Origin of the sequence: Okeania hirsuta (assembly GCF_003838195.1) — a bacterium.
GTDB lineage: Bacteria > Cyanobacteriota > Cyanobacteriia > Cyanobacteriales > Microcoleaceae > Okeania > Okeania hirsuta.
Map to the genome: position 1 here is coordinate 12,674 of NZ_RCBY01000052.1, position 26,795 is coordinate 39,468.

At 35.6% G+C, this 26,795-nt stretch carries 20 protein-coding genes; 10 read left to right on the forward strand and 10 right to left on the reverse strand.

The window, feature by feature from the left end:
- The first annotated feature begins 170 nt into the window (after nt 1-170).
- Both D5R40_RS11320 and bioU read left to right on the forward strand, forming a co-directional pair.
- The gene (locus D5R40_RS11320; protein ID WP_161564730.1) at nt 171-407 is read left to right on the forward strand and encodes a hypothetical protein; all 237 of its coding nucleotides are present in this window, start codon (nt 171-173) and stop codon (nt 405-407) included.
- A 503-nt stretch (nt 408-910) separates the two neighbouring features.
- Nucleotides 911-1,915, forward strand: a complete 1,005-nt coding sequence (gene bioU, locus D5R40_RS11325) for a (S)-8-amino-7-oxononanoate synthase BioU (RefSeq protein ID WP_375339378.1) — start codon at nt 911-913, stop codon at nt 1,913-1,915.
- Nucleotides 1,916-2,408: 493 nt separating this feature from the next.
- On the opposite strand, the gene D5R40_RS11330 is transcribed toward bioU, so the two are convergent.
- The 3 genes from D5R40_RS11330 to D5R40_RS11340 are packed head-to-tail and all read right to left on the reverse strand — an operon-like array spanning nt 2,409 to nt 7,853.
- A complete protein-coding gene (locus D5R40_RS11330) occupies nt 2,409-4,640 on the reverse strand; it encodes a putative Ig domain-containing protein (protein ID WP_124154669.1) in 2,232 nt (743 codons plus the stop codon).
- Between the two features lie 9 nt (nt 4,641-4,649).
- A complete protein-coding gene (locus D5R40_RS11335) occupies nt 4,650-5,621 on the reverse strand; it encodes a P-loop NTPase family protein (RefSeq protein WP_124147445.1) in 972 nt (323 codons plus the stop codon).
- Between the two features lie 18 nt (nt 5,622-5,639).
- Nucleotides 5,640-7,853 carry a dynamin family protein gene (locus D5R40_RS11340; RefSeq protein WP_124147446.1) on the reverse strand — a complete coding sequence of 738 codons (2,214 nt, stop codon included), beginning with the start codon at nt 7,851-7,853 and terminating at the stop codon, nt 5,640-5,642.
- A gap of 952 nt (nt 7,854-8,805) precedes the next feature.
- Between D5R40_RS11340 and D5R40_RS11345 the strand changes: the two genes are divergently transcribed.
- Nucleotides 8,806-9,354 (forward strand): flavodoxin, encoded by a 549-nt coding sequence (locus D5R40_RS11345; RefSeq protein WP_124147447.1) that lies wholly within the window; start codon nt 8,806-8,808, stop codon nt 9,352-9,354.
- Between the two features lie 998 nt (nt 9,355-10,352).
- Here D5R40_RS11345 and D5R40_RS11350 read toward each other — a convergent pair.
- From D5R40_RS11350 to petE, 3 genes are all read right to left on the reverse strand, one after another.
- Nucleotides 10,353-11,282: a tetratricopeptide repeat protein gene (locus D5R40_RS11350; RefSeq protein WP_124147448.1), complete on the reverse strand. Its 930-nt coding sequence runs from the start codon at nt 11,280-11,282 to the stop codon at nt 10,353-10,355.
- Between the two features lie 815 nt (nt 11,283-12,097).
- Complete coding sequence (gene petJ, locus D5R40_RS11355; RefSeq protein WP_124147449.1) at nt 12,098-12,442, reverse strand: cytochrome c6 PetJ; 345 nt, start codon at nt 12,440-12,442, stop codon at nt 12,098-12,100.
- A 1,188-nt stretch (nt 12,443-13,630) separates the two neighbouring features.
- On the reverse strand, nt 13,631-14,032 hold the full coding sequence (gene petE / locus D5R40_RS11360) for a plastocyanin (RefSeq protein WP_124147450.1): 402 nt from the start codon (nt 14,030-14,032) through the stop codon (nt 13,631-13,633).
- 219 nt (nt 14,033-14,251) lie between these two features.
- On the opposite strand from petE, the gene D5R40_RS11365 reads away from it, so the two are divergent.
- Together D5R40_RS11365 and D5R40_RS11370 are read left to right on the forward strand one after the other, a co-directional pair.
- The gene (locus D5R40_RS11365; RefSeq protein WP_124147451.1) at nt 14,252-14,674 is read left to right on the forward strand and encodes a BlaI/MecI/CopY family transcriptional regulator; all 423 of its coding nucleotides are present in this window, start codon (nt 14,252-14,254) and stop codon (nt 14,672-14,674) included.
- Nucleotides 14,674-15,519, forward strand: coding sequence for a M56 family metallopeptidase (locus D5R40_RS11370; RefSeq protein ID WP_124147452.1), 846 nt, complete (start codon nt 14,674-14,676; stop codon nt 15,517-15,519). Before D5R40_RS11365 ends, D5R40_RS11370 begins: the two co-directional genes overlap by 1 nt.
- An 803-nt stretch (nt 15,520-16,322) precedes the next feature.
- Here D5R40_RS11370 and D5R40_RS11375 read toward each other — a convergent pair.
- The 3 genes from D5R40_RS11375 to D5R40_RS11385 form a co-directional block, all read right to left on the reverse strand.
- Nucleotides 16,323-16,874, reverse strand: a complete 552-nt coding sequence (locus D5R40_RS11375) for a gamma-glutamylcyclotransferase (protein ID WP_124147453.1) — start codon at nt 16,872-16,874, stop codon at nt 16,323-16,325.
- Between the two features lie 991 nt (nt 16,875-17,865).
- On the reverse strand, nt 17,866-18,981 hold the full coding sequence (locus D5R40_RS11380) for an aldo/keto reductase (protein WP_124147454.1): 1,116 nt from the start codon (nt 18,979-18,981) through the stop codon (nt 17,866-17,868).
- 515 nt (nt 18,982-19,496) lie between these two features.
- Entirely contained in the window at nt 19,497-20,003 is a 507-nt protein-coding gene (locus D5R40_RS11385) for a bifunctional nuclease family protein (RefSeq protein WP_124147455.1), read from the reverse strand.
- Between the two features lie 426 nt (nt 20,004-20,429).
- Here D5R40_RS11385 and ribE point away from each other — a divergent pair, with 426 nt between their 5' ends.
- The 5 genes from ribE to D5R40_RS11405 all read left to right on the forward strand — a co-directional run bounded on the left by ribE (nt 20,430) and on the right by D5R40_RS11405 (nt 25,019).
- Entirely contained in the window at nt 20,430-21,143 is a 714-nt protein-coding gene (ribE, locus tag D5R40_RS11390) for a riboflavin synthase (RefSeq protein WP_124147456.1), read from the forward strand.
- Between the two features lie 72 nt (nt 21,144-21,215).
- Nucleotides 21,216-21,380, forward strand: coding sequence for a hypothetical protein (locus D5R40_RS35045; RefSeq protein WP_161564731.1), 165 nt, complete (start codon nt 21,216-21,218; stop codon nt 21,378-21,380).
- A 6-nt stretch (nt 21,381-21,386) separates the two neighbouring features.
- On the forward strand, nt 21,387-22,451 hold the full coding sequence (locus tag D5R40_RS11395; RefSeq protein ID WP_124154670.1) for a hypothetical protein: 1,065 nt from the start codon (nt 21,387-21,389) through the stop codon (nt 22,449-22,451).
- Nucleotides 22,452-22,967: 516 nt separating this feature from the next.
- Nucleotides 22,968-23,564 carry a GNAT family N-acetyltransferase gene (locus D5R40_RS11400; protein WP_124147458.1) on the forward strand — a complete coding sequence of 199 codons (597 nt, stop codon included), beginning with the start codon at nt 22,968-22,970 and terminating at the stop codon, nt 23,562-23,564.
- A gap of 786 nt (nt 23,565-24,350) precedes the next feature.
- On the forward strand, nt 24,351-25,019 hold the full coding sequence (locus tag D5R40_RS11405; RefSeq protein WP_124147459.1) for an ester cyclase: 669 nt from the start codon (nt 24,351-24,353) through the stop codon (nt 25,017-25,019).
- A 333-nt stretch (nt 25,020-25,352) separates the two neighbouring features.
- Here D5R40_RS11405 and D5R40_RS11410 read toward each other — a convergent pair whose 3' ends face one another.
- The gene (locus tag D5R40_RS11410) at nt 25,353-26,051 is read right to left on the reverse strand and encodes a sugar transferase (RefSeq protein WP_124147460.1); all 699 of its coding nucleotides are present in this window, start codon (nt 26,049-26,051) and stop codon (nt 25,353-25,355) included.
- Between the last annotated feature and the right edge of the window lie 744 nt (nt 26,052-26,795).

The following is a 26,795-nucleotide window of genomic DNA, read 5'->3' on the forward strand; positions in this document are numbered from 1 at the left end:
TAGTTGATAGGTAGTTATATAGAATTTAAACTTTTAAATTATTTTAATATTTAAGCTCAAGGTTATTGACAAATATCACCTAAGCTGTTATGTCTAGACATTCGATCCCTACTATCTTTACTGTTCTAATCAATATTTTTAGATTTGTGGGTCAATTATTGCTTTTCAAGTTGAAGAAGGAAGAAGAAAGAAGAAAGAAGAAAGAAGAAAGAAGAAAGGAAGAAAAAGGAAAAAATGGATGGGGAATCAAGCCACAACAAGTTTGTAAACACCGTATAGACGGTAGGGTATTAAACCCAAAATCAAAAGATAATTGGATAAATGTTCAAAATTATTGTGATGGTAAACTTAAGAATTTAAAGGCACAAAATAGAAGGAAAGAAGTTTTTTTGTGTTTTCTTAGTTGAGATAAATAGTTAAAATAAAATACAGATTATCATGTAGATTTAACTGACATAAATTACTGCATAAAAATTAATAATCAATCGTCATGAATTTCAAAATCAACTCTGTAATATATGGAATAGTTTTGATTTATTATCGCCTTGAGTCAAACTATTAATTATTTACTTTCATTCAATTATCAATAATTACCCTATTTTTTATATATTTTTTCACCAATAATCAAATTAAAAATATTATATATTAATATCTTTGGTTATAATTTTTCCCATTATTATAGTTAAACTAATTTGTCTCTTTTTTAATAGAGCGTTTCTCAAGTTATTGAGGTACAACTGTTTTTCTTCTTTTCCATTCCCTGTTTCCCGTAAGTAGGGGCGAACGGCCGTTTGCTTCGCATAACTATCGTTAACGCCCCTACTCCGTACTCCCTAAAACAGTTTTCCACAGTGATGCCCCATAACCGATAATAAAAGTCTGTCCAATTAAATTAAACGCTATGAACATAATGCAAAATACAAATTCAAAAAATCAAATTCATGTAGGTGTTTTAGGTTTCGGTGGCCTGGGTCAAGCTGCAGCTAGGGTACTTGCTCCCAAACAAGAAATGCTCTGGGTTGCTGCTGCTGACCAAAAAGGTTATGCCTACAATACTCAAGGATTAAATCCCGACCAATGTATGACCATGTACAATACTCAGGGGTCTTTAGGCCATTTAGAATCTGGTGGCGTTTTAAGTAATCAAAGTATTGAAGAACTAATCAAAGTTGCTGATACTGTAGATGGTTATTTTCTGGCCTTACCAAACTTGCCTAATACTTTTATGGCAAATGTTGCTAAACAATTTATTGCTGCTGGTTGGCAGGGAGTATTAGTAGATGCCATTAAGCGTACCAGTGCCGTCGAACAATTATTGGCCCTTCAAGATGAGCTACAAGCTGCGGGTATTACTTATATGACTGGTTGTGGCGCAACTCCTGGTTTATTAACCGCAGCAGCAACTATAGCAGCTCAGAGTTATGCAGAAATTCATAGCGTGACAATTACTTTTGGAGTAGGTATTGCTAATTGGGAAGCTTACCGCGCCACAATTCGTGAAGATATTGGCCATTTACCGGGATATGATGTGGAAAAAGCTAAGGCCATGACTGATGCTGAGGTGGCAGCTTTGTTGGAAGAGACAAATGGTCTGTTGAAGTTGGAGAATATGGAACACGCTGACGATATTATGTTGGAGTTGGCGGGAATTTGCGATCGCGATCGAGTTACAGTAGGAGGTATTGTTGATACTCGCAACCCGAAAAAACCTTTAAGTACAAATGTTCAGGTTACAGGCCGGACTTTTGAAGGTAAAATCTCTACTCATACTTTTACATTGGGGGATGAAACTAGCATGGCGGCTAATGTTTGCGGTCCGGCATTTGGTTATTTGAAGGCAGGAGTAGATTTATATCGCAGAGGTATTTATGGTTTATTTACTGCTGCTGAAGTTATGCCAAAGTTTGTCCGGTAGTGGTTTGTTTGTTGAATGGGGATAGTGTGAGCGTCTCGTTCACGCACGAGACTCACGAGAGCGTCTCATTCACCCACGAGAACGTCTGATATCAAATCCGTTGACTTCGGAGTACAATAATAATTCCGTCAATCGTCATAAAATGGGTAGGGGCGAATGGCCATTCGCCCCTACAATATGAATTTTTATCTTTGAAATGCTGAATAACACTGATGCTACCGGATTTAATATTACTTACCCCCGATAGCATTTCATTCACCCACGGGAGCATCCTGTTCCCACTGCTAGGGAAAATTCCCCCATCCTAATTTACTTAGGACTTACGCATGAACGCTATTGGTAGGGTGTGTTTCCGCGCTTGAGCGGACATGAAAAGCGCGCTTAGTAACGCACCAAGACTCTATATATAGTGCCTTTGCGTAAGTCCTGTTACTGTTAATCAACCTTGTGCATTGCTTACTGATTTATAACTAATATTCAATCAAAACTAAAACTATGGGTTGACAGTTACAGTGAAAGGAGGTAAGCTAATAGTTTCTTTTCCATCACTCACACGAATAACAATATTAGGTGTTGTACTAATATCATCCTCTGTAGGAGTACCAGAAAGTTTCCCTGTTGTTTCATTAAAATCTAGCCACTTAGGTGGGTTCTCAATACTAAATTCTAAAGTGTCACCATTTGGGTCTTCAGCTATAGGGGTGAAAATGTAGGGAGTACCTACAGTGACTATAGTAGGAGGTGCACCACTAATTGTTGGTCTAGTCTCAGGATTAACAGTTATGCTAAAGTTATCTAGAATATCTGTTTTGTTACCATCACTGACACTAATCACAATATTAGGTGCTGTACCAATATCATTGTTGTTAGGAGTACCAGAGAGTTTCCCTGTTCCTTGATTAAAAGTTAGCCACTTAGGTTGGTTCTCAATGCTAAATTCTAAAGTGTCACCATCTTTATCCTCAGCTATAGGGGTGAAAATGTAGGGAGTACCTACAGTGACTATAGTAGGAGGTGCACCACTAATTACAGGTGTGGTCTTAACAGCTATACTAAAGCTATCTAGACTATCTGTTTTGTTACCATCACTGACACTAATAATAATATTAGGTGTTGTACCAATATCATCCTCTGTAGGAGTACCAGATAGTTTCCCTGTTTTTTTATCAAAATTTAGCCACTTAGGTGGGTTCTCAATACTAAATTCTAAAGTGTCACCATTTGGGTATTCAGCTATAGGGGTAAAAATGTAGGGAGTACCTACAGTGACTATAGTAGGAGGTGCGCCACTAATTGTTGGTCTAGTCTCAGGATTAACAGTTATGCTAAAGTTATCTAGAATATCTGTTTTGTTACCATCACTGACACTAATCACAATATTAGGTGCTGTACCAATATCATTGTTGTTAGGAGTACCAGAGAGTTTCCCTGTTCCTTGATTAAAAGTTAGCCACTTAGGTTGGTTCTCAATGCTAAATTCTAAAGTGTCACCATCTTTATCCTCAGCTATAGGGGTGAAAATGTAGGGAGTACCTACAGTGACTATAGTAGGAGGTGCACCATTAATTACAGGTGTGGTCTTAACAGCTATACTAAAGCTGTCTAGACTATCTTTTTTTTTACCATCACTGACAGTAATCACAATATTAGGTGTTGTAACAATATCATCCTCTGTAGGAGTACCAGAGAGTTTCCCTGTTTTTTCATCAAAACTTAGCCAATTAGGTTGGTTCTCAATACTAAATTCTAAAGTGTCACCATCTTTATCCTCAGCTATTGGGATAAAATTGTAGGCAGTGTTTACTGCAACTGTATTAGGAGGAATACCACTAATATTTGGTGAACTATTTTCTAAGATTCGGCTAAGAATTATTATTGCCGCGATCCCCAAAACACTTATTAATAATATTATTTCGAGTCTCGATGTGTTGAGAAGCTGTATTTTTAAGGTCTTGCCCAATTTTTTTTTTAAGCTTGATGCAATCTCAATCCAATCCTCACTCTTGACAAGTTTTGATACACCTTTCCAAACCGAAGCTTCTTCCAACTCTGGTTGAACCTCAATCCAATCCTCACTGTTGACAAGTTTTGATACACCTCTCCAAACTGAAGCTTCTTCCAATGCTGATTGTGCTTTATTTCCTGTGACAACTACTAATGCACCATTATGTTGTGGAAGCTTGTGTTCTTTTAGCTCGTTTATTAGTTCATTAATTCGTTTATCACCTATCTTAGCTATTTTTCTTTTAGCTATTTCTGAAGGCAAGCTTGATTCAGATTTAACTTGAATTTCTTGAGCTAAATTGTTAACTTCAAGACCATTTATTTCTATTGTAAAACCTTTTTCTCGATCGGACTTAACTGCATTGTTAATCTCCTCTTGAAATGAATAATCCTCCCCTAGAAGACTTTGTAACCCTCGAACTGCTAAAGCTCTCAATATTTGTTCATCTTGTTCTTCTCCAATCCAAGCCACAGAATTACGGATTATTCGACTCATATAATCCCTTCGCTGACTTGGTATGTCTGCAACTAGCAAAAGTAGTTTATTCTCACACCTTGCTAAGAGTAGTGAAGGAGTTCTAGAGTCAAGCAAATCTTTAAAATTTTTAACCAATGGAGGATAGTCCACAGTTTTCTGTTTTTGAGTGTTATTATCAAAATTAGTTTCATTCCACTGGTAGTCTTGTGAAATTCCTCTGCTTTGAACATAAATCCTTGTCATCGTTTACTCCTATTGAATATCTAACCAATTGTGTCCTTGTAATATAGTAAAACCACTATCAGTTTTACATTTTTGAGAAGACTGAAGAATTGCTGACTTAAGATGCTCATTCATTTGCAACCACTCTCGTAACAAACCAACTAAACCAAACAATTCTGAGTTTTTTTGAGCCAGATGTAGCTTCAAAACAAACCTTAAAAGATATCGCAAAGGTTGATCGCTATCTTGAGGTTCATATTCAGCTTCGTTACTAATTTTACGAAAAAGAAAACGTGGTTGCTCCTCTTCCACATCAATTCTAGAAAAAACAACCGTCCCCACAGTCTGAACGGGAGTAACGACACTTGTTACCCAAGGATTTAGCTTTGGTGCGCCAAAAAGAGCAAGTAGATCGGCATATCCCTCTTTGAGACTTTTGAGTAGACGGGTAGCATCTGTTGCTTTCTTCATATACTTTTCACATCTGACTGGTGCAAATATTACTAGACGTGGCGATCTCATTTTTTGATAAACACCTGCAAACAAGTTCTTGATTTGTGTAGGTCGATTTTGAAGTTCATGCCACCTTCCTTTTGCTTCCATTAGTGCTGGAGTATCAACCGCGATCAAAATTGCTACAGAATTTTTGAAAAGTTCCTTAACAAACTGTCTTTGAGCTGGAGTTGCATCACCGGAAAGCCAAGTACCAGGAAAGTCTTGAAAGTTTAATCTCAAAGATGGTTTTTCTCCCTTCTTTCCTAGATCAAAAATATAAGACTTAGATTCGTTATTGCCCCCTAATCCTGCTGTTGCTTCAAAATCATCCAGTAATCCCTTCAACTCCCCTAGACGATCTTGTAAATCAGCATTACTTTCTTCATCAGGTGTAAGTTGCAAGTCAGTCAGACCAATAGTTTTGTCAAACTGCTCATACATAGCTGTCAAAAGGCTAGTTTTACCTACCCCACTAGCTCCCATCATAGCAATTTTCAGTTCTTGCATTTTAATCTCCTTACTTTATTAACTAATAAACTGCATTGAGTCCAATTGATTAGCTTGATTTACAGACTCCACTGCTGCTAACCAATCTTGCCTTAACTTAGTACGTTCTCCCAGTAATTCAAACTCTTCTGGCCACACCGCAGAACGCTCTTGATTTAGAAAGATACGCCATTCAATCTTTACCCCTTTTGCTCTAAGTACGCGATCGAGAAATTCTTCAACAATTGCAAAACCAGCTTGAGAAGGTTCAGAAAGTAAATCTTCCAAGACATTTTGGCACTGATAAACAGCTTCACTTTGCAAGGTTTTTAGGCTATTCATTATCTGCATCTGCTTTTCTTGATCTGATGCAGACTTAGATATCTTAAGTGTAGTTTTGTCTGGAGTGAGACCATCCAGACACTTACGAATCCGGTGTTGCACAAATCCGCGATAAGATAGCTCAAACTCAGCTAGAATTTTAAAGCCATATTTCAGTTTACTGGGTTCCCCTTCCATGAGTTGCTCTGGGATCAAGGTAGCGATCGCTTCAATAAACTCTGCTCCTCTTGATTCTGCCAAGTTTCCCAAACACCCTTTTTCAACCAGCACCTCTGTTACCTTAGATTTTACGCGATCTAAAGAACGCTTTAAACCCTCATCTAAAGACAGGAATTTTTGTGACAAGTAAGCGCGAATTTCATTGAGATAAATATTGTAGGCATTTTCATAAGCTTTCTCCTGATCTCGCTTTTTCTGTATCTCTTCTAGGGATGATGGAACTCCTGTATCATCTCTACACTCCTGGAGAGCCATATTTACCGACTCCTCAAAGTCGCGGTCATTTTCATCTACTTCTTTACTTAAATCCCTTAACAATCCTTCAAGACCACTGGTAAGTTCTTCCCAAATCTTCTCAAACAAAACTTCAAACTGTGCTGTGTCTGCTGGTTGCCTTACCTGTCCCAAAGCATTTTTCGCTTTCTCTACCTCTGCATCTACTGTACTTTGAATCTGTTGCAAACGCTCTTGACAAGAAGAAGCATACTCCCGATCAAGAGAAGTAATATTTGCTGCTAAATAACTCAGGACTCGATCCAAAATCTTTTCATTGGCTTCATCTGGGTCTGCACAGTCAGCAATAACCGACTCAGAAACATTAATATGCTTATTTCCTAGGTCTGCTGCTAACTGTTCACATAGAAAAGAGTTATCACCTAAGCGAGAATTACCATCTGTTCTATTAAAAACCATAAAAGACCATTTTTCTAAGGGTAGGTCTACCAAAGCAGAACGAGCAATATCATAAAGACTTACATCTACATCACCTAAAAAGTCACGACCAACATTTGGTCTTCGGACAAAAAGAACTAAATCAATATCCTGACTTAGTGTATTAATTAGTCTTTCTTCATCTCCAATTCCTGTATCGCCTAGTCCTGGAAGATCGACTAAAGCAATTTTCCCGACTTCAGTATTGGGGAAATTACAAGTAATTTTAACTTCTTTAACTGCCAAGTAATTATGGTATATTCGTTGTCCTGCAAGATTATCTTGAGCTACATATTCCCGAATTTCATCTCTAGTAATTCGACGGGGTGAAGATTCCTGCAACAGGTTTCGATATTGATCGAGATGAGTATGATATTTTCGTAAGTGTTCATATTTAGCCTCAACTACTGCACCTTTTTGGTTTTCAGGTAGTTTTGGTAAAGCATTACTAGCAAATTCGTTTAAGGTAATTGGTTTTCCTCCCAATTGTAATTGATTGTAGTAAGGCATTATCACCTCATCCAAAAACGAGCGCTCGGTATAAAACCAAACTTCACCAGAAGTTTCAAATTCTGCATTATGATGAATTGTACTGCGGACTCCCGTGCAATGCTGGCCACTGCCATCGGGAATTTCTGCTGCCGTTAGTCCAGTCAAACTTTGCAATAACCTACTTTTACCTTGTCCTGCTCGTCCAACTACAGCAATATTGAGAGTATCACGAGAGAAGCGAGTTTTGAGTTTGTAAAGAGTACCTAACTCGCTAGAAATATTACGTTGAATGGGAGATGTATTAATTTCCTTAAGTTGTCCAATTACTTTTGGATCGTCTACTTTATCAACTAACTCATCCCGATAATTTTCAAGTTTGTTAAGTGCTGAAGAAAGCAATTCTAGATTTTTCTTAACACCTTCAATTTTGTTTGCTAGAGGCTGACGCTGTTCTATGATAGCAGTAATTTGTTGGACTCTTGTACTCATAATTTTTTTGATAATCTAGTTAGCAATACCCACAGGCGAATCAAGAAACCTGGTTTTTTCCTAGATGTCTATTGTTAAAATCAACGATTTCTCCTAGAAACCGAGTTTCTTTACATTTTTTGATATAATATAGTAGAATTCTAACTTTTGAAATTATCATCAGCAATAGTAGTATTTACCTAATCAAACTGATTTTTTATTGCGGTCGAATATGAAATTACATTAAGCAATATCAAATCAGATTAAGTTCGTTTAATTAATAATTAAAAGATCAGGACTTACGCAGCAAGCGCCATATCTAGTAGGGGCGAATGGCATTTGCTAACGCAAAGCTCCGCTTTATATGTTGCGGAGCAAAACGCCCTCTACAGATAGCGTATTGCCTAAGAATTTGCGTAAGTCCTGAAGATGTTTCTACAATAGTATTCTGCACCAATCACGCGATCGCACTCACAAGAATACTTTTTTTCAATCAAAATTAATCTTATTGAGAGGCTTTATTAATTAGTTAGAGTTTATATAAAAGCTCAATATAATCTTTAGAACTAGAATTTGTGGAGTATATATATTTCTATTATAAACTAAATCAAAAAAATTATCAACTACAATTGATACAGATTTCCATTAATTTACCCGATATATTCAGAATATAGATAGGGTTGATACAAAAATTCCTTTCTATTCCGGGGTTATTTGAAGAGTAGTCTCTAATTATTAATAAGGCGAATGGTATTCGCCCCTAGAGTTAAAGAAATAATTGCTTACTTTATTGCAACTACTTCTTATTTAGCTGAAAACGAGACTAATCTATATTAGGAATTTTAAGCAAGAAAATTCTACAAATAACTTGTATTAATTACCGAAAACCCTCAAAAATCTGGGTCGAGCTAGTGAAATTTTTTGACTCACCAGATTTTATGAATTTTACCAAAACTAATCAGGAGTGTTGATTATGGCAAAAATTGGTATCTTTTATGGTAGCACATCTGGCGTAACTGAAGAAATCGCTGAAGCATTGCGCGACAAATTCGGCGAAGAAATTTGCGATCTTTATAGTATGGAAGAAGATTATGACGAATATAGTCAACTTCTTGATTATGATTATTTATTATTGGGTTGTTCAACTTGGGGTGCTGGGGAAGTACAGAATGACTGGCGCGAACCACTTTTTGATATGGATATTGAAAAGCCTGATTTTACTGGAAAAACTATTGCCTTGTTTGGTGCAGCAGATCAAGTCGGTCATGGAAAGCACTTTGCTGGCGCACTGCAGCTTATGTGTGACCACTTCGAGAAGCTTGGTGCAACTATAGTGGGAGAGTTTCCTCTTGAAGGTTACAGTTTTGAACATTCTTCAGCAGTGCGTAATGGTAAATTCGTGGGTTTGCCAATTGATGAGGTTAACCAAAGTGAGTTAACTGAGGAAAGAATTACTCAGTGGGTTGAAGCATTACGCCCCATTTTTGTAGGCACGGAAAGTGCTGTTTTGATACCTGCTTAGATATTGAAATTTGAAGGTTGATATTAAATCTGGCTAACCATCTACGCTAAAGTTGTTACGAGTTGTTTAGAATAAATTCCTAAATTTGAGTATTTTTCGACTTCAGTAATAGCAACTTTTTAGCCGGAAATAGTAATATCTATCGCATCGTATGAAAATTTGTTTTGTTCGCATCTAAGTTCATCGTTCATCTCCTTTGGAGTTGGGGAATATTCCTCAACTTTTTTTTTGAATATTGATGTTTGCATTAAAGTGGATAATTTTCTCTTTAATGATGGATGCTCAGGAGAAAGTATGATTTTTTTAGTTGAATAAAAAGTCATGCTTAGGGGCGAACGACTCCTAATATATAAATTATCTCACAACTTTTTGGAAGATGCAAGGCAAAAAAAACTTTGCGCCTATTGAGCTTCACAAAATGATGATTTGGAGGCTGAAACGATTATTTTCTGTATTTCTGGGGTGAGCCTAGCATTCTATAGAAACCCTGTTTGTCTTTTTGTCAAAGTGGATAGTTTTCTATTGTTGATGGTCTGGAGAAAGCCCGGTTTTTTGCGTTGAATAAAAAGTCATGTGTAGGGGCGAACAACTCCCAATATATAAATTATCTCACAATTTTTTGGGGGATGCAAGACAAAAAACTTTGCGCCTATTGAGCTTCACAAAATGACAATTTGGAGCCTACAGCAATAATTTTCTCTTTAGTCTTTTTGTCAAAGTGGATAGTTTTCTATTGTTGATAGTCAGGGGAAAGTATGGTTTTTTGAGTTGAATAAAAAGTCATGCGTAGGGGCGAATAACGCCCAATATATAAATTGTCTCACAACTTTTTGGAAGATGCAAGACAAAAAAAACTTGCGTCGCCGTTCTAGAGCTTCACAAAATGATGACTGGAGGCTGAGGCGATTATTTTCTCTATTTCTGGGGTGAATTTTGTGAGATTTCTATAGAGAGAGGTTGAAAAATCAAGTGAGACCATGAAAAATTCAGTAGTTATATCAAGCAATAGCAGTTTGATTAGACGATAGGAGCCATGTTTGTAGTTTATTAATCAGAGCTTGAGTGTGATGATAAGCTACCATATCTCCTCCATCGCAGAAACATTTTGCTGCAGCTTGCCAATCTTGAATTGCTGCTTGATAAAGTCCCTGGTGGTGGTGTAATAGTCCTCGGTTTAAATAAGCTTGAGCTTCATGGGGATTAAGTTGTAGAGTTTTGCTAAAATCTTCCATTGCTCCTTCTATATTTCCCATCTTGCTACAGACACAACCTCGGTTTAAATAAGCTCTGGAATTATTAGCATCAATATTAATAGCATAAGAAAAATCTGCCATTGCCTTGTGCATTTTTTTTGACATTAAATATGCTAGACCTCGCTCATTATAGATATCTGCTCGATCAAAATTATTGTCTTGCTTGGTCTTTGCTAAAACTAGGTTATAGTCCAATACAGCTTTCTGATAATTTTTCAGTTCAAAATTAGCTAAACCTCGATTATATAAAGCACGAAAATCGTTATGATTTTGATTAAGGACTTTGGTATATTCTGCAATGGCCTGTTGGTAATTACCAATTTTGTAGTAAGCTAAACCGAGATTAAGATTTGCTTCAATATTATCTGGATTAATTTTTACTGCTTGGATACAGTCAGCGATCGCTTGCTGGTACTTTTCCCACTGAAGATAAACTAAGCATCTATTACTATAAGCACTGGCAAAGTTAGAATTAAGTTCTATTGCTTTGGTGAAATTATTAACTGCTTGTTCATAGTTTTTATCTTGAGTATTAGCTATACCTTCGGTGAAAAATTTTTGATAAATTCCGCTTTCTGAGCTAGCAGTTGCAGTTTTCATTGGTGGGGAGAATGAAGAAAAGATTACTGCAAAAACTATGCCAATACTTAGTATAAATCGATAAAAGTTGTTCATAATATCTGTGAAGATTGATAATAGTTATTGGCGATAATAAGCTATGGCTTTAACATTACAACAGTTTTCTGGTTGATGAGGTACAAAGTTTTATTGCTCTAGGCAACAGGCAACAGGCAACAGGCAACAGGCAACAGGCAACAGGGAATATAGGAATAAATAGTCTTATAGCTGTACCTCACTATCCTAAAAAGTGCTGTAAATGCTAATTATCCTCCAATAGTTTTTATTACAACTGATTATTCGATATCTATCTAAATTTATTATATTTATTTCAATATTAGGCGTTAGTGAATTTAGCTATGATTTTAGTACTGAGGGAATAGGGAATAGGTAGATACTTTAAATACAAAGTCCCTACAGATTATTTCGTTTACGGGTTGCTCGGGAGTAAGTAATGAAAGGAGTATTCATAATTCTTATGTTGATTACGGTTATTCCAAATATCTTAATTCTTATGTTGATTCACCAACGCCCAATATTAATATTGGGGTGAACATCTAGAGCAAACTCAGCAGTTTCTTTCGCTCTAAATTTTCACCCCAACTAACTATTTAAAGAAAAATTTATTAGGACGAGAAAATTTTCAATTGTGAAGTAGAAAATTATTCTCGCTAATACTTTAATGACTTACATACACAGAAAGCGGGTGCGTATGTGTAGACTTTTGATACTTTTTGAAGACAGTCAGAACTTTCTGAGAAACAGAAGCAATTTTTGATTAAACAATAACTACTTTGTTTTTATGACTGTTGATAGTCACCGAACAAGTCCACTCGAACTTATTTCAAGATGAAGCTAATTTTTTATCTAAATTATTTCCATTTGTCAGCTTGATCTACAACATAAGCGACAACATCTTCAATATCATTAGGTTTTAGACGACCTTTGAAAGCTGGCATTGCTCCCTTACCATTTGTGACTTGATAGGTTACTGCTGCTACACTATCTTCTTTAAAACCTTTGAGATATTTTGTTAGGGCATCGGTTTTTAGAGTTTTCGGAGCCATGATTGTATTGCGACCACCCAAATGGCAAGCGTTACAATTACCTTGAAATATCTGCTTTCCATGAGCTAAGTCTGCAGCTAAAGCGGGGGGTTGTACAGCAACAACAAAAAAAGTTATGGCCAATACCACAATTGATAGTAATTTCTTCAATTTTGTTCTCCTCTCTCAATACAAATACAGAAAATTATTAAATCTGCGTTTTTGATTGTAAATTACGCCTCTATATTAAGTCAAACGACAAGCTGTCAAACATAAAAATCAAATTAATCACGATCAAATAGTTTTGAATGCTACATTTTTAATTTGTGCTGATACTTTAAAGTGCTTTATAGTAGAAAGAACTAAGGAAGAATAAAGAAGGAAAGTAAGCATTCAGCCATCAGCATTCAGCCATCAGCTATTGCTTTTAGTTTGATATAAAAGCTTTACCGAAGAATTAATAATTAAATAATTAAATAATTAAATAATTCGCGCCTTGAAGCCTCCTCTTTCAAGGGGAAACAAGAAAAAATTTTCTTTTTATCAGGAAAGGCAGAGGGCAGGAGGCAGAAGGCAGAAGGGAATTATCATTTTCTTTGTGGGTTTAATACCCCACCGTCAACGGGGGTGTTCACGCATTACTTGGGGGAGCGAATCCCCATGTAATTTTCCTCCTGTCTCCTGTCTCCTGTCTCCTTCTTCAATCAATCAATTCCGTTTTAGGGAGAGGTAATTATCAATTATCAATTATCAATTATCCATTATCCATTATTGAATAATTTATCATAATTAAGGTATGAAAGTAGGTTTATAGGGAATAGAAAATACCGAAGTTGGAAATAGGGAAAAGTTAATATTAACAAGTAGTTCAAACAATCCAAAATACAAAATACAAAATTATTAAATCATACCCACCCATCAGCAACGCCCAGAATTTATACTTACTATAAAAGCTGGCTGAAACAGCCTATATTCATTAAAAATCTGTTATCAGAGCTGAGAGCAGACAGCGAGCTAGCTGAATGCTTACGAAGGAAAATTCTTACGTTGTCTGAGCTTTAAAGTTTTTAACTGTCCTAAGCTTTTTTTTCGACTGCTATTTTAATAATAAAAATAATTATTCTCCCCCTAAAATATCTAAATCACAAGAATTAATTGTTGAAGTTATTAACACTTGTGGTAGATAAATTTTTAGAGGGAGAAATATTTAAGAGTTATCAATTATAACTCTAATTTTTGATTAGTATTATGAGTTCTAAACTATTTAGTAATTTGCACAAGAACAAGTATTCTTGTAATTACTTTAATCAACTACAGTAAACCAATTTTAAAGTAGTTTCTGATGCTTAAGTTCTGCTGTTATTCTACAACCAGATGGCCAACCATTCCTGCGCCACGGTGAGGAGTACAGAAAAATTCGTAATCACCAGACTCAGCATCTGCTGGGATATTTACATCAAAGCTCTCTCCAGCTCTATAGGCCAAGTTTTTGTGGGAAAGTGATTTGGACAGTTCTGAATCAGGTGATTTAGCAGGATTGAAAATTACATTATGAGGTGCGAGCATACCATTTTTAAATGTAACTGTATCACCAGGCTTAACAGCTATTTTCCTGGGACTAAATTGTAGTCCACCAGCACCCATTGTTACCTCATAGTTAGCTGCTTCTGCTGGATTAGAAAATACTAGACTACCAATAACTAACATTGCTACGGAAGCTAATAGTGCTAAAGACTTGGAAAATGAAGAAATAAAACGCATCTTTACTCCTGTTCTTTTAAAATTATTATGTATCCAGAGGTAATTCTACAATAGATATCTCCAAAAAAATCTGAAATCGTTATCCTGTTTAGATTAAAATATAATTTATGGAGATTTTAAATTGTAAAACGACAGACTGTCATACTTAAATAATTTACCATAACAAAGGATAAATTTTCACTACGGTGTTGTCAAAATCTAAGAAATAAAAAATAAATAATGAGTCCTTTACCAGATCACCGTCCACAACAAATGTCTTTAGGCCCTCTAGAAACAGAGATTTTGAATATTGTTTGGACATTAGATTGTGTCACGGTCAAACAGGTACATGAATATATTCTGACCGACCCTGACCGAGAACTAGCTTATACTTCAGTAACTACAGTGCTACGTCGCCTGACTCAAAAGGGTTGGTTAGTTTGTGATGAAAGTGAGCGTGCTTTTGTGTGGCGACCTTTAATTTCTCGTCGAGAAGCTCAAATGTTGAGAGCGCATCAACAATTAAATAAATTTCTGGAAGTAGGAAACCCAGATTTGGTGGCCTCTTTTGCCGATAGTTTAGATTCTGCTAGTATCGAGCAAATAGAAGCGATCGCCGAAAAGCTAAAAGCTATACGCAAAGTTAGGGAGGACAAAGAATAATGCACCTGATCATCATTTTGGGAGCTGTTGGGTTATCTTATGGCCTCAGAAAAGCTTACTTTTTTACTCCGCGTAATTGGGGCCAACGTTGGGAGCGATCGCTGCTGTTATTTATTTCTTCTCCCATAATTTTAATTACGACGGCCATTGCAGTTATTTGTATGGGTCCTCAAGGAGAAATGCTTGGACTATCGACTGGATGGTTGAGTTATTTATTGGCCTGGGTTTTTTGTGGATGGACAGCTATTTTAGGTTTGATTTTAGGTTATGAAGGTTGGCGGTCTGTACAAAAGGTGAATAATTATCCTCAAATAATTATTGAGGGTAAATCAGTACGTTTACTGGATACTCCTATTTTATTTAGTGCCCAAATAGGCTTTTGGAATTCTCAGTTAGTAGTTAGTAAAGGACTTATAGAAAGATTAAATTCCGAGCAACTTTATGCAGTTTTAAATCACGAACAAGCGCATTATTATTATCGAGATAATTTTTGGTTTTTTTGGTTCGGTTGGTTAGGAAAAATTGCGCCTTTTTTACCTAATACTGAAATGTTGTGGCATGAACTTTTAACTCTTCGAGAAGTGCGTGCAGATCAGTGGGCAAAAAAACAAGTTGATGGGTTATTATTGGCGGAAACTTTGTTATTAATGGTGAGCGATCGTTTAACTCAGCCAGCTAATTTTGCTGCTGCATTTAGTTGTACAACTCCCCCTAACCGTTTGACTGAAAGAATTGATGCGTTGTTAGCAGAACCAGATTTTTCTATACAGCAAAATAATTACTGGTTTTGTAGTTGTATATTGTTAAATTTTTTCCCTTTAATAACTATGTTATTTCATCAGTGAAGGAAGAAGGAAGAAGGAAGAAGGAAGGAAGAAGGAAGAGGATAATTTTTTTTATCGCGCTATTCTCAAGGCATGATATACATCGTATTTCAGATTAGTGAGGTACACCAGTTGCGGGCAAGATGCCCGCACTACAAATATTTTACTATTTATATTTGTACCTCATCTATCTGCAACCTGCTTTCAACAATTAATAATTAATAATTAATAATTACCTCTCTTTGAAAAGAAGAGGATTGACTAAAAGGATAATTTTTTATTTTTTCTCGTTTAAAGGAGAGGCTTTAAACCTTAATTATTCGGTAAATTTTGATTCGATCATTTTTAGCAAAAAAAAAATGCTTTATACCATTTCGCTGTAACAATGCGCTTAATCATTGTTGCTCAGACCTGATTACGCTGACTATTATCATCTTTATATTAAGTGCAACTTCATAGATAAATGGTATTAGAGTAACTAAATTAACATCAGAAAAGAAAATAAAGAATCTCAATCTCAATAAAGACATGAAGTGCCAGAATCTAGAGGGTCATTTCAGTTATCAGTTATCAGTACCTCTAGTTAAAGTCAAAGGCTTGAAATATTGAACTTTATTTTTTTTTATCCCCTTGAAAGGGGAGACTTCAGACCTTATTTTTTGCTCATTAAAAACCCCCTAAATTTCTTGATATATTTTCATCTTTTGCCTTTTTTAACCCAGAGATATATAGCACTACACAATTGGGTTAAGACAATACTAAATGCTGAAAGTAAGTCAGAGATTACTTTTGAATTTTGAATTTTGAATTTTGAATTTTGATATCTAAGCTGCTGACAAGAAATATTGTTGTCTTTTCTGATGCTGTAAATGATACATATGTTCAAACAATTTCCAACAATATTCTTCAGAAAGTCCGCAAGTTATAGCTCCTCTAAGTACAACATTAAAATACCAATCGTTAGGAGCTAATTCCTGGGGTAATTTATCTATAACAATATAGGTACAAACCCCACTATATAATTTCCCTTGACTATACACCTCAACTATTTCTGGTCGATAACCACCGCAGTGAATTTGTTTAATAAAATCGAATTTTACAGTTTCTCTTTCATCTAGGCGAGGGCGTAACCTCAAAGGTAAATTATAAAGCACTCCTTCTACATTAGAATTCGGGTCTTTTACTACATCTAACGCTCCACAATTACGCTTTTCTGAATAACGATAAAATCCAATTCTATATCCTTTAAGTTTAGCAGGACCTATAACATAGTGATGAGTATTTTCTCCCAAGGTTCGTTTTAAGTCTACAGGACACATACAAGATCCATAGGCAAAGTAGTAAAACTTTTTCTCTGTAGAAGTCAGCTTGTTCATTTTAGTTATTGATTTGAAACTCTGAGTTAGTATATGTCTGAAAAGACAGATTTGATTGGAGCATATGCATTAAATTGTGCAGAAAGTTTGATACTTTTTTCTGTTAGATTTTGCACAATATAGTAATCAGTAGTCAGCTATCAACTTTTCACTTTGAAGAAGGAGTCAGGAGTCAGGAGTCAGGAGTCAGGAGTTATATCATGTCCCGTTGAATACTTAGGGTTTGCTGATTAAATCTAAAAGCATTGATAGATAAAGGTTTTAGCTGTTTTAGGTTGAAAAAAATTCCTGGTTTTGAGCTCTTCATGCTCAAAAAGTTAGTATTAATGGTAAGAGTTGGGCAGAAAAATCATTCTTACATTGTTACTTCTACCTCCTCTTAATTCCCATTTCTCCCCTCCTGGGAGGGGGAGGGGCGAGGGGTGGGTTGTCTCTTGTCTCCTGTATTCCCCTCCTGGGAGGGGGAGGAGCGAGGGGTGGGTTGTCTCCTGCCCCTACTAAAAGATTTTTGAGCGCAAACCCTACTTATAAATAACTTAGCGAGGAGTCAGGAAGCAAGAAGAAGGAAGAGGAGAAGAAAGTTTTTTATCACTAATTAAACGGACATGATATTAGACTACTGAATAATTTGGTATACCTACACAAAATAACCAGTGCATTTTTTACTAAAAAAAACTAGCTTAAACTATCTGTAGGTAAAGAAATATAACTCAACAGTAAATATACAAATAATTTTGTTTACTTAGCTTAGGGATTTTTATAGCCGTCGAACCAAAGGGCGCGGACATATCAAAAGCTTATGCTTATAGCGATTTTCACTAATGTTGACTACAGTAAAAATTATAGATATACTTAAAGTTTAATAAGTTACAGAAATAGTTGTATTCTATGAAACATGAAAACCGCTATAAAACTCAGACAAGGCAAGATTTTTCCTTCTTCCCCCTTCTTTCTTCTTCCTTCTTTCCTTCTTACTTCTGCCATAACTAGATTATTCCCATAACCGACGACCAGAGGAACCCTTAAGTTTTTCATGTGTATCTTTCAACAAAGTCGGTATATCTAAGTTTTCTGGACACCTGGGTAAACACTCACCACATTCAGTACATCGACTTCCTTTGTTACCTGGAAACCAATGACCTGCATTTTCAAACATCCCATATCGATACTTACCGAACTCTGTCATATCATAGGCTACAGTCAAATTTCTTAATCTCAAAACTTCTGGAATATGAATACTTTCTGGACATGGCAAACAAGCATAACATTGGCTACATTTTTCTGTGCCTAACCTTGTTAAAGCCTGATTTTCCAAACGCTGAAATATCTCTGCTTCTTGAGGAGTGAGGGGTTGCGTGCAACTGCTGATACTCAGAGGCCATTCTAATTCTTGTGGCCTAGCAGCACCCACACTTAAGGTTGTTATTCTCGGGTCACTTAACAAAAATCGATAATTTAATTCCAATGGAGAAAAAGGTTGACACAGTTCCTGAAGAGTAGGAGATGGTGTATATAATTGCCCACCTTTATCTGCGGGAGAAATAATAAAAATGCCCATATCTTTTTGTTTGGCTAACTCTATTGCAGGGGCATTATGTTGGAAAAAGTAGTAATAATGTAAGTTAATAAATTGAAAAAAGTCAGTATTAATAGTCGCTAAAATTACATCTAAAGGGCCATGGGTAGAAAAACCAATGTGTCTAACTCGCCCATCATCGATCATTTTATGTATTGCTTTAATTCCATGATGGGTAATTTCTAAATGTTCCCAAGTATTAATGCCATGAATAGCCAAAAAGTCTAAATAATCTGTATTTAGGTTTTCTAGAGATTCATTTATATATCGCTCTATCAAACTGACATCTCTTGTAGGTGTAATTTTTGTTGTGATATAAAGTTGGGTACGCTGCAGCTCACAGACCAACGCCGCACCCAGATATTTTTCACTTTTACCATAACCTCTAGCTGTTTCTATGTGGTTAATTCCCATATTTACAGCTTGCTTGATTGTTTCTACAGCATTTTCCTGAGATACCAAGTATCGCATAGTTCCCAAAGAAAAAACTGAGAGGTTTAAGTTCGTTTTGCCAAACCTGCGGTAGTGCACCTATATATTCTAGTTTTTAGTTTTTAGTTTTGCTATTGAGCGATCGCTTCTTTCTACCTATCTTTTTATACTCTCAGGGTTAAATCTCGCGATTATAACAGGAGATTCTTGCCAGTAAATAGATTCTTAACTAGATAACAAATCAAATAAACTGAGTTGCACCCTTGTCAGACCATCCACACAAGTCTTCTTGCTCTGTCTTTAAACTCAGGAAACCTCAGGGCAGGCGGTGCGCTTTTATTTAACCGTGTGCCCCACGGCTATTGATAAAATTATAACACTAAAAATGCGCGCGTATTGCTCAATTATTTTTCTGCTTGAAATTCATCTCACCGTTCAATAAATGCGATGATCAAGGGAGTCCTCTTTCAACATTTATGATAGAATCTGGCATAGGCAATACCTGAGTCCTAACTACTATTGACCGTTTGGCCAAGGTTCAAATAAACTTGAAAAAGTTTTCAGCTAAATAAATCTTCTTTGACTTTTGCATTTTTAATTCTATTAAAATAGTACTAGGATAATTCACCAGTGCTAGAACCACCACGTTTGATTAAATCTTCAGGGCGAAGTTTTGATATAAAGTCCCTAAAGGCTTGCCTTTCTGCTTCATCTGCATCTTGGTCTACTGGAATAGAGGCATCTGCTACGACTTCTTCCATTACCCAGATGGGACTATTGGTACGTAGGGCAATAGCGATCGCATCACTGGGCCTGGCATCAATTTCTTTTTTAGTTTCTCCTTGCTTAATAATTAGCACTGCATAGAAGGTGTTATCTTGCAATGAATGAATTACCACCTTTTCCAACACCCCACTTAGTGATTCTAAAATACTAACCGTGAGGTCGTGAGTCAATGGACGTGGTGGCTGATGGTTTTCCAGAGCGCTGATAATTGCCTTGGCCTGGTCTTGACCTATATAGATGGGCAAAGCACGTCGCTCGGTACCATCTCTTAACAATACGATTGGATTCCGTGTTGATGCATCCAATGCTATTCCTGCAACTTTCATTTCAATCATTGGCTCGGCCTCATTTTATAATAATTTTTGTCAAGATATATAGAATGTAAGTCAGTATAGATAAGGATCGAGTAATTTTTAGTATGACTTGATATTTACCTATTTACCTATATGAGTCATTTTTACATTTATTTATTATCTTCGATTTTTGAGAGTATGGTGTCTACCTTGACTAATGGCTCACCATGATATAACAACCGTGTAATTTCAAGACTATAGCGCTTCGCCCAGGCAACAGGCAATAGGCAACAGGCAATAGGGGAAATAAAAAGCTTATAATATAAGACTTTTAGCTATTGGGGAGTTCCTGCAATTTGTAAATATACGCCTAGCGCGCTGCTATAGCGTTGCTGTTAACGGAATATTAATAGAGTTTGCGTTCATAAAATTTAACTAATCTTTAATTAATTAATCAGAGGAAAAACAGTGTTTACAGGATTGATTCAAGCTTTAGGAAAAATTAAGCTTTTAGAAGAAAGCCAAATTTTAGTTTCTCTGGGATCATCTAGTGGCAGTAAAATTATTTTGGAAGATTTGGCCATTGGCGATAGTGTAGCTGTAGATGGTGTTTGTCTAACAGTAATAGACATTTTAGCTCAAGGATTTGTGGCGATCGTATCACCTGAAACCTTACAACGTAGTACATTAGGCCAAATATCGGATAGGTATGTGAATCTTGAGACTTCATTGCGAGCAGGTAGTAAGTTAGGAGGCCATTTTGTTACTGGTCATATTGACGGGGTTGGACGCTTGCAAACTTCTGTGGAAACGATTAATGCTTGGGAAATGAGATTTACAGCTTCACAAACAGTAGATGAAAGGTGGCAACGTCAGATAGCTCCCTATATTGTGTCTAAAGGAAGTATTGCAGTAAATGGTATTAGTTTAACTGTTGCTGATTGTGATGTGGATGGCAATTGGTTTGAGGTAGCGGTTATTCCTCACAGTTTCAATGAAACAAACTTGTGTCATTTAAAAGCAAGTAGTTTAGTGAATATTGAGGTAGATATTCTTGGTAAATATGTGGCTAAGTTTCTACGTCATGGTTCTAATAACCATTCAGTTTTGGCAGGAAATTCTCATGTTAATAGTTTCAAAGATATTACACCAGAATTTTTGAGTGAAAACGGTTTTATTTAAAATGAGGGAACATTTTTCCTAGTGGCAAAGTCTAAGTTTAAGGAAAAAAATTTTATTTAACTGAAAAAAAGTATGGCATTTTTTGAAAGTGAATACTTGCTGGAAAACTCTGATGTGGCAGCAGCAGTAAATAGCGGTGTGATGAGTTCTGGTTTTGAACACTATCTCCTGTTTGGGTTGTTTGAACAACGATCTGCTGCTTTTACTGGTACAACTGGCAATGACTTTCTCCCATAATTTTCCGTGGGTGTATCAGGAACAGAAATAGACTTGATCGGAGTACCTGTCACTTTAAATGCTGAAGGCGATCGTATTTATCAAACGGTTGTTGCAGGTGATGGAGGTGGTGGTTTTGATACTTTAGTTGGAGGCAACGCTACTGATATATTTGTCTTAGGTGAGTCTGGTCAAGATTTTTACAATGGTATAGATAGTAATGTTCGGATTAGCAATTTTGACCCCAGTGTTGACATTATCCAGTTGGGCAAAGAAAATAATTCATTTACTAGAAACTACTCCATTGGTTTTGCACCAGGAGAAACTGACGCTACCATTATTGCCCGTAGCACTACAGGAATAGGGTTAGCAGTGGTGGAGAATGTTGTCGATCCTTTTACTGGTGAGTTGCTTTTGGATGACAGTAACTTCCGCTTTGGTTCTCAAAACCCCCCGAATGACGAACCTTTACCTCTAGAAATATCTTTTGTAGAAGGCGAATATTTAGCAAATAATCCTGGCGTTGCTGAAGCTGTCAATAATGGGTTCATTGGTTCTGGTTTAGAACATTATCTCAACTTTGGTATTAATGAAAATCGAGCTGCTCTTTTTGGTGGTACCAGTGGTAGTGATCTTGTTAGACCTGTGGGAGAAGAAAATAATTTTCTGGAAGTAACTGGAGTTGCAGTAGATTACTTTTTTGAAAGAGATTACCTTAGTGATGGTCTCGGCGAGTTCGATCGCCTCATTGGCACTCCTGGAGTAAATGAGTTTATCCTGGGAACTACAACTGTTATTACTCCTGTCATAATACCAGTAGCTGTACCTTTCTACTTAGGTGAAGGTGAGGCAACAATAGTAGATTTTAACCAATTTGAGGGAGATTCTATTGAGCTATTTAAGCAGTCAATAGATAATATTCAGCTTTTTCCAGTGGGTAATGATTTAGTTATTGAGTACCAATCTTTAGAGAATAATGTTATTGAGGTAGATACTGTTGCTGTAATTGAGGGTGGTGCTAACTTAAACCTAACTCAAAATATTGAAACAATTGACGATTTTTTCGGAATTGATAGAGTTATTTTGTTCTAATATTTATGTAGGGTTGATATAGTTATAATAAAATTTGGCGTTGGTGATTTTGGCTATGATTTTTTTAAATGGCGATCGCCTAAATATTAATTAAAAAGCATTTTATACTTGATAAATTTAGCTTTCATATCTTGATTCTCCAACGGCTAAAATTTTTGTTTGTAGTTGGACTTTAGTCCTTCAAATACTTGTCTTATATCATGTCTCTTTAAATACCCACAAATAACACTGATGAGGGAGCAGGGAGTAGGGGGAAATTTGATAGATTCTCAATTATCTTGGGAATATCATTTTTACCCTTGTCTAATTAATGAGACTTGATAGTTGGGCTTTAGCCCAACTACAAGCCAACTACAAGCATAATTATAACTGTTCTACCGAACAGGATATAATTCATAATTTAAGACCTATCAGTAAAAGTTTTAGTTAATATAAAAAATGGGAATTTAAGAGATTTTATTTTTAGAGATAAAAACGTTTTTCTTATAATTAATTAATGAAACTTGAACTCAAATAATGAAGATTTTTCTAGAGACAGAAAGATTAGTTTTACGACAGTTTACTGAAGCTGATACAGAATTATTATTTGAGTTAGATAGTGACCCAGAAGTAACTCGATATACAAAATTAGGCGATCGCTCCGGAAAACCTACGACTTACGATGAGATTAAAAATAAATTTTTGCCTAAAGTTTTCAGGTATTACCAACAATATCAGAGTTATGGTTTTTGGGCAGCTATTGAAAAGTTAAGTAATAAATTTGTTGGTTGGTTTCATTTTCGACCAGGTTTAGATAGTTATATGGGGGCAGCATTGTATCAAGAAAATGATATTGAACTTGGTTATCGGTTACAAAGAAAAGTTTGGGGAAAAGGATATGCAACTGAAGGATCAAAAGCTTTAATTCGCAAAGGTTTTTTAGAGTGGGAAATACAGCAAGTAGCAGCAAGTGCATTGTTAGAAAATAAAGCATCTATTCGAGTCATGGAAAAAGTGGGATTAAAATTTGAGCGAAATTTTGTTTATTCAGAATCTCAGCAAAAAGGTATTAAATATAGTTTGAGTCAAGATAATTTTTACTTGCTGGAAAAACCAAGAGTAAAAAAGGAATAAGGTTGATTAATTTTCAGTAGCAGCAAGTGCATTGTTAGAAAATAAAGCATCTATTCAAGTTATGGAGAAAATGGGATTAAAATTTGAACGAAATTTTGTTTATTCAGAGTCTTAGCAACAAGTTGTTATACCAATTCGAAAAAAGAATGTTACGAATAATAAGTGCGATAAAAAGACAAATGCAGGATATGTATTTTGACAAAAAGAATGATTTCCGACCTAAAAAATGGTATTAAAGCTATTCATTCTGACTCCTGACTTCCCCTCCTGGGAGGGGCTAGGGGTGGGTTAACTCCTCAGAAATATCCTAGCTATTTGTAGCAAATATTTATTGATTTGGTATTATACCATCTCCAGATGATTAAGTATCATAAAAATCTTCGACTGAAGCCATCTGGAAGGAATATCCCAAATTTATGCTTCGTTTCCAGTGTTCCCTCTTGAATTTACATCTACATTATCATTAATTAAACGGACATGATATTCAATATAGTTTGAGTCAAGATGATTTTTATTTGTTGAAAAAACGAAGATAAAAAAATGAATAAGGTTGATTAATTTTTTTAATTTCCGTTGACTTATAATCAAAAAATTAAATCATTATGTAATAATCTATGGCAGCAATAAATAATCTAGTAAATTAATGAAAGTGTGAATCCACTCAGATAATTGAGAACAAATATAGCATTTTTAATGCCGATAAAGTAAAATATAATACTTTTTTTATCCTGTTGTATGTTCTCTAAAGTCAAAAAAATTGTACTTCACCCTAGCAATAAAAATTATATGAGTAATACTAATTCTACAAATTTACCCCTATGGGTGCAAGATAGAGAAAAAGTAATTTCTAATGATATAGATGTGGAATGGCGAGGCGGAAAACGACCAGATTATTCTCACAATGATCGAGTTTTTCAACAAGAGAGTAAATATGATCATCCAGAAGGGTCTTTAGAAGCGATCGCTCATAACCTAGTCAGGACTTTTGAGATGGAAGCATCTAATAAAATTAATCCTGAACAGTGGTTATCTGTTGTTGCCGATCAATTTCGCATGAGTAGTAATGGAGGAAAAGAATATACTGCTCAGGAAGCAGGAAAACACGGGACATATAATCTTTTTATTAGTAAAAATAAACATTATGACCCTGACAAAGAAACTTTTGAATCATCCTTTGAAACCTTTAATAAAGCTTTTCCAAAAGGGTTTCTCTGGGAAGTAATAGAAGTACTTTCCGGACCGCCAAATGTTACTTTTAAATGGCGACATTGGGGGACTTTTCAAGGTAATTTTAAAGACTATCAACCTACTGGCGAAACAATCGAAATTATTGGTATGAGTATTGCTAGAGTAACTGAAGATTTAAAAATTTTGTCTGTAGAACATTATTTTGATAATAGTAAATTTATCAAAGATTTAACGGCTGGTGGTTGCCCATTTCATAGTCAAAAATAAGAGAATCATTTTACAATACTTCGGCGATAATTAAATACAGAAAATATAGTAGTGGTCTGCCAAAATTTCATTATTAATAAGTAGTGGGAGCATATTGCTCCCATCTTGATTAAAGATACCTCACGCTTATTCGAACAATTAGGAGAATATCTGCGCTAGCAAAGATAGTGGGTCAACAATTCCATATAATATAACTAATTAAATCTAATTTGCTACGGAATAATCAGATTTCTTTTCTTATTTTAAAAATAACTTCTATTCTAGTCGCATTAAACAGCATCTCAAATCTATTTCTGAGAAATGCGACATTGAACTCCGAGCAAAAAAGTAGAACTAACAAGCACCTGACTTATTAAATACTACCCAAATTGTTTTCCATATTAACTTGAGATCGTATGCAATAGACCATTTTTGCTGATAGTCAATATCCATGCGTACTATTTCTTCAAAGTCTTTCACACTAGAGCGACCATTAACCTGCCATTCTCCAGTCATACCAGGTTTGATATCCAGTCTGTGCCAGTGATGAGCTTCATAATTTTTGACTTCATCAAAAGTAGGAGGGCGAGTTCCCACTAAACTCATATCTCCTTTGAGAACATTCCAGAATTGAGGTAGTTCGTCTAAGCTAGTCCGACGCAGAAAGCGACCTATACGAGTTATTCTAGGATCTTTCTCATTTTTAAAAATGTTACCTTTTGCTTCGTTTTTGACAAGGTGCTTCAGTTTTTCTGCATCAACAACCATTGAACGAAACTTCCTGATCCAAAAAGTTTTTCCCCTAAAACCACAGCGAACCTGACTGAAAAATAGCGGACCGGGACTATCAAATTGCATGAATATAAATACAGGAATTGCAAATACTCCTGTGATCGCTAATCCGACTAAGGCGCCTAAAATATCAATCAGACGCTTGCTTGGACTATTGACAGACGGATGAGCTACTTGTTTGTATAAGTTAGTTGAGTATTTGTGTTCTAGAACTGCTAGAGAATTCATATTTGAAGAGACTGATAAGTTAGATGTATTCATAAAATTTGCACTGTGACATTCTGTTTTATATTTATGGAAAATTTTTATACTTACATCTTAGAAGAGCTAGATTTAAGGTGGTAGGGTAAAATACCTAACTTTACTGAATCTTCACAAATATCAGCCGTTTTTTAAAGTTTATGTGTTGTTTTGGTAATCCATCATCAAATCTTCCGGAAAGAGAAAAAATATTATGTATAATTAAATATTTTGCTTTTTTATGTTTTCTGGTGTTTGTAGATCGAATTAAGTATTATGTAATTAAAATCACAAAAATTGTATATTCTAATACAATTATTTGTAACGAGAAACCCTTAGGTGTTTTTTTTTAACAATATGTTAATGGGACTTTAGATAAATATTTGCTGCTCCATATTCCGTTATCTGTCCTATAGAACCCATTTGGTATCTTAGTCCGCGACCCGCGTTTTTTTACAAGAGTCAGGAAGACCGAGTCAGGAGATGAAGGGAAGGCATAAGGGAAGCAGGTTAAAAAATACTCCCCATCTGTTTTTAAATAGATATCAAATAGGTTCTATAAACAAAATATTGTAATATTTTTGTATTAAGCTTATAATGCAAACTATTTTTGACCAGGAAAACTTGTAGAGCAAGCGATCGCTAAATTACATTTTCGGCGTTGCTGAGTGGTAATGATTTTGAGATTAACTTTGGGCGCAAAACATCAGTTTTTCAATTTTACCTTCAGCTAATAGACATCTCCAAGAATCAAAAATCAATATC

Bases quoted from the DNA above. Each gene is read 5' to 3' on its own strand.
- D5R40_RS11345 (WP_124147447.1), top strand. From the start codon at position 8,806: ATGGCAAAAATTGGTATCTTTTATGGTAGCACATCTGGCGTAACTGAA.
- D5R40_RS11410 (WP_124147460.1), bottom strand. From the start codon at position 26,051: ATGAATACATCTAACTTATCAGTCTCTTCAAATATGAATTCTCTAGCA.
- D5R40_RS11400 (WP_124147458.1), top strand. From the start codon at position 22,968: ATGAAGATTTTTCTAGAGACAGAAAGATTAGTTTTACGACAGTTTACT.
- D5R40_RS11335 (WP_124147445.1), bottom strand. From the start codon at position 5,621: ATGCAAGAACTGAAAATTGCTATGATGGGAGCTAGTGGGGTAGGTAAA.
- bioU (WP_375339378.1), top strand. From the start codon at position 911: ATGCAAAATACAAATTCAAAAAATCAAATTCATGTAGGTGTTTTAGGT.
- D5R40_RS35045 (WP_161564731.1), top strand. From the start codon at position 21,216: ATGGCATTTTTTGAAAGTGAATACTTGCTGGAAAACTCTGATGTGGCA.
- D5R40_RS11330 (WP_124154669.1), bottom strand. From the start codon at position 4,640: ATGACAAGGATTTATGTTCAAAGCAGAGGAATTTCACAAGACTACCAG.
- D5R40_RS11385 (WP_124147455.1), bottom strand. From the start codon at position 20,003: ATGATTGAAATGAAAGTTGCAGGAATAGCATTGGATGCATCAACACGG.
- D5R40_RS11375 (WP_124147453.1), bottom strand. From the start codon at position 16,874: ATGAACAAGCTGACTTCTACAGAGAAAAAGTTTTACTACTTTGCCTAT.
- D5R40_RS11340 (WP_124147446.1), bottom strand. From the start codon at position 7,853: ATGAGTACAAGAGTCCAACAAATTACTGCTATCATAGAACAGCGTCAG.
- D5R40_RS11365 (WP_124147451.1), top strand. From the start codon at position 14,252: ATGAGTCCTTTACCAGATCACCGTCCACAACAAATGTCTTTAGGCCCT.
- D5R40_RS11370 (WP_124147452.1), top strand. From the start codon at position 14,674: ATGCACCTGATCATCATTTTGGGAGCTGTTGGGTTATCTTATGGCCTC.
- D5R40_RS11405 (WP_124147459.1), top strand. From the start codon at position 24,351: ATGAGTAATACTAATTCTACAAATTTACCCCTATGGGTGCAAGATAGA.
- petE (WP_124147450.1), bottom strand. From the start codon at position 14,032: ATGCGTTTTATTTCTTCATTTTCCAAGTCTTTAGCACTATTAGCTTCC.
- D5R40_RS11350 (WP_124147448.1), bottom strand. From the start codon at position 11,282: ATGAACAACTTTTATCGATTTATACTAAGTATTGGCATAGTTTTTGCA.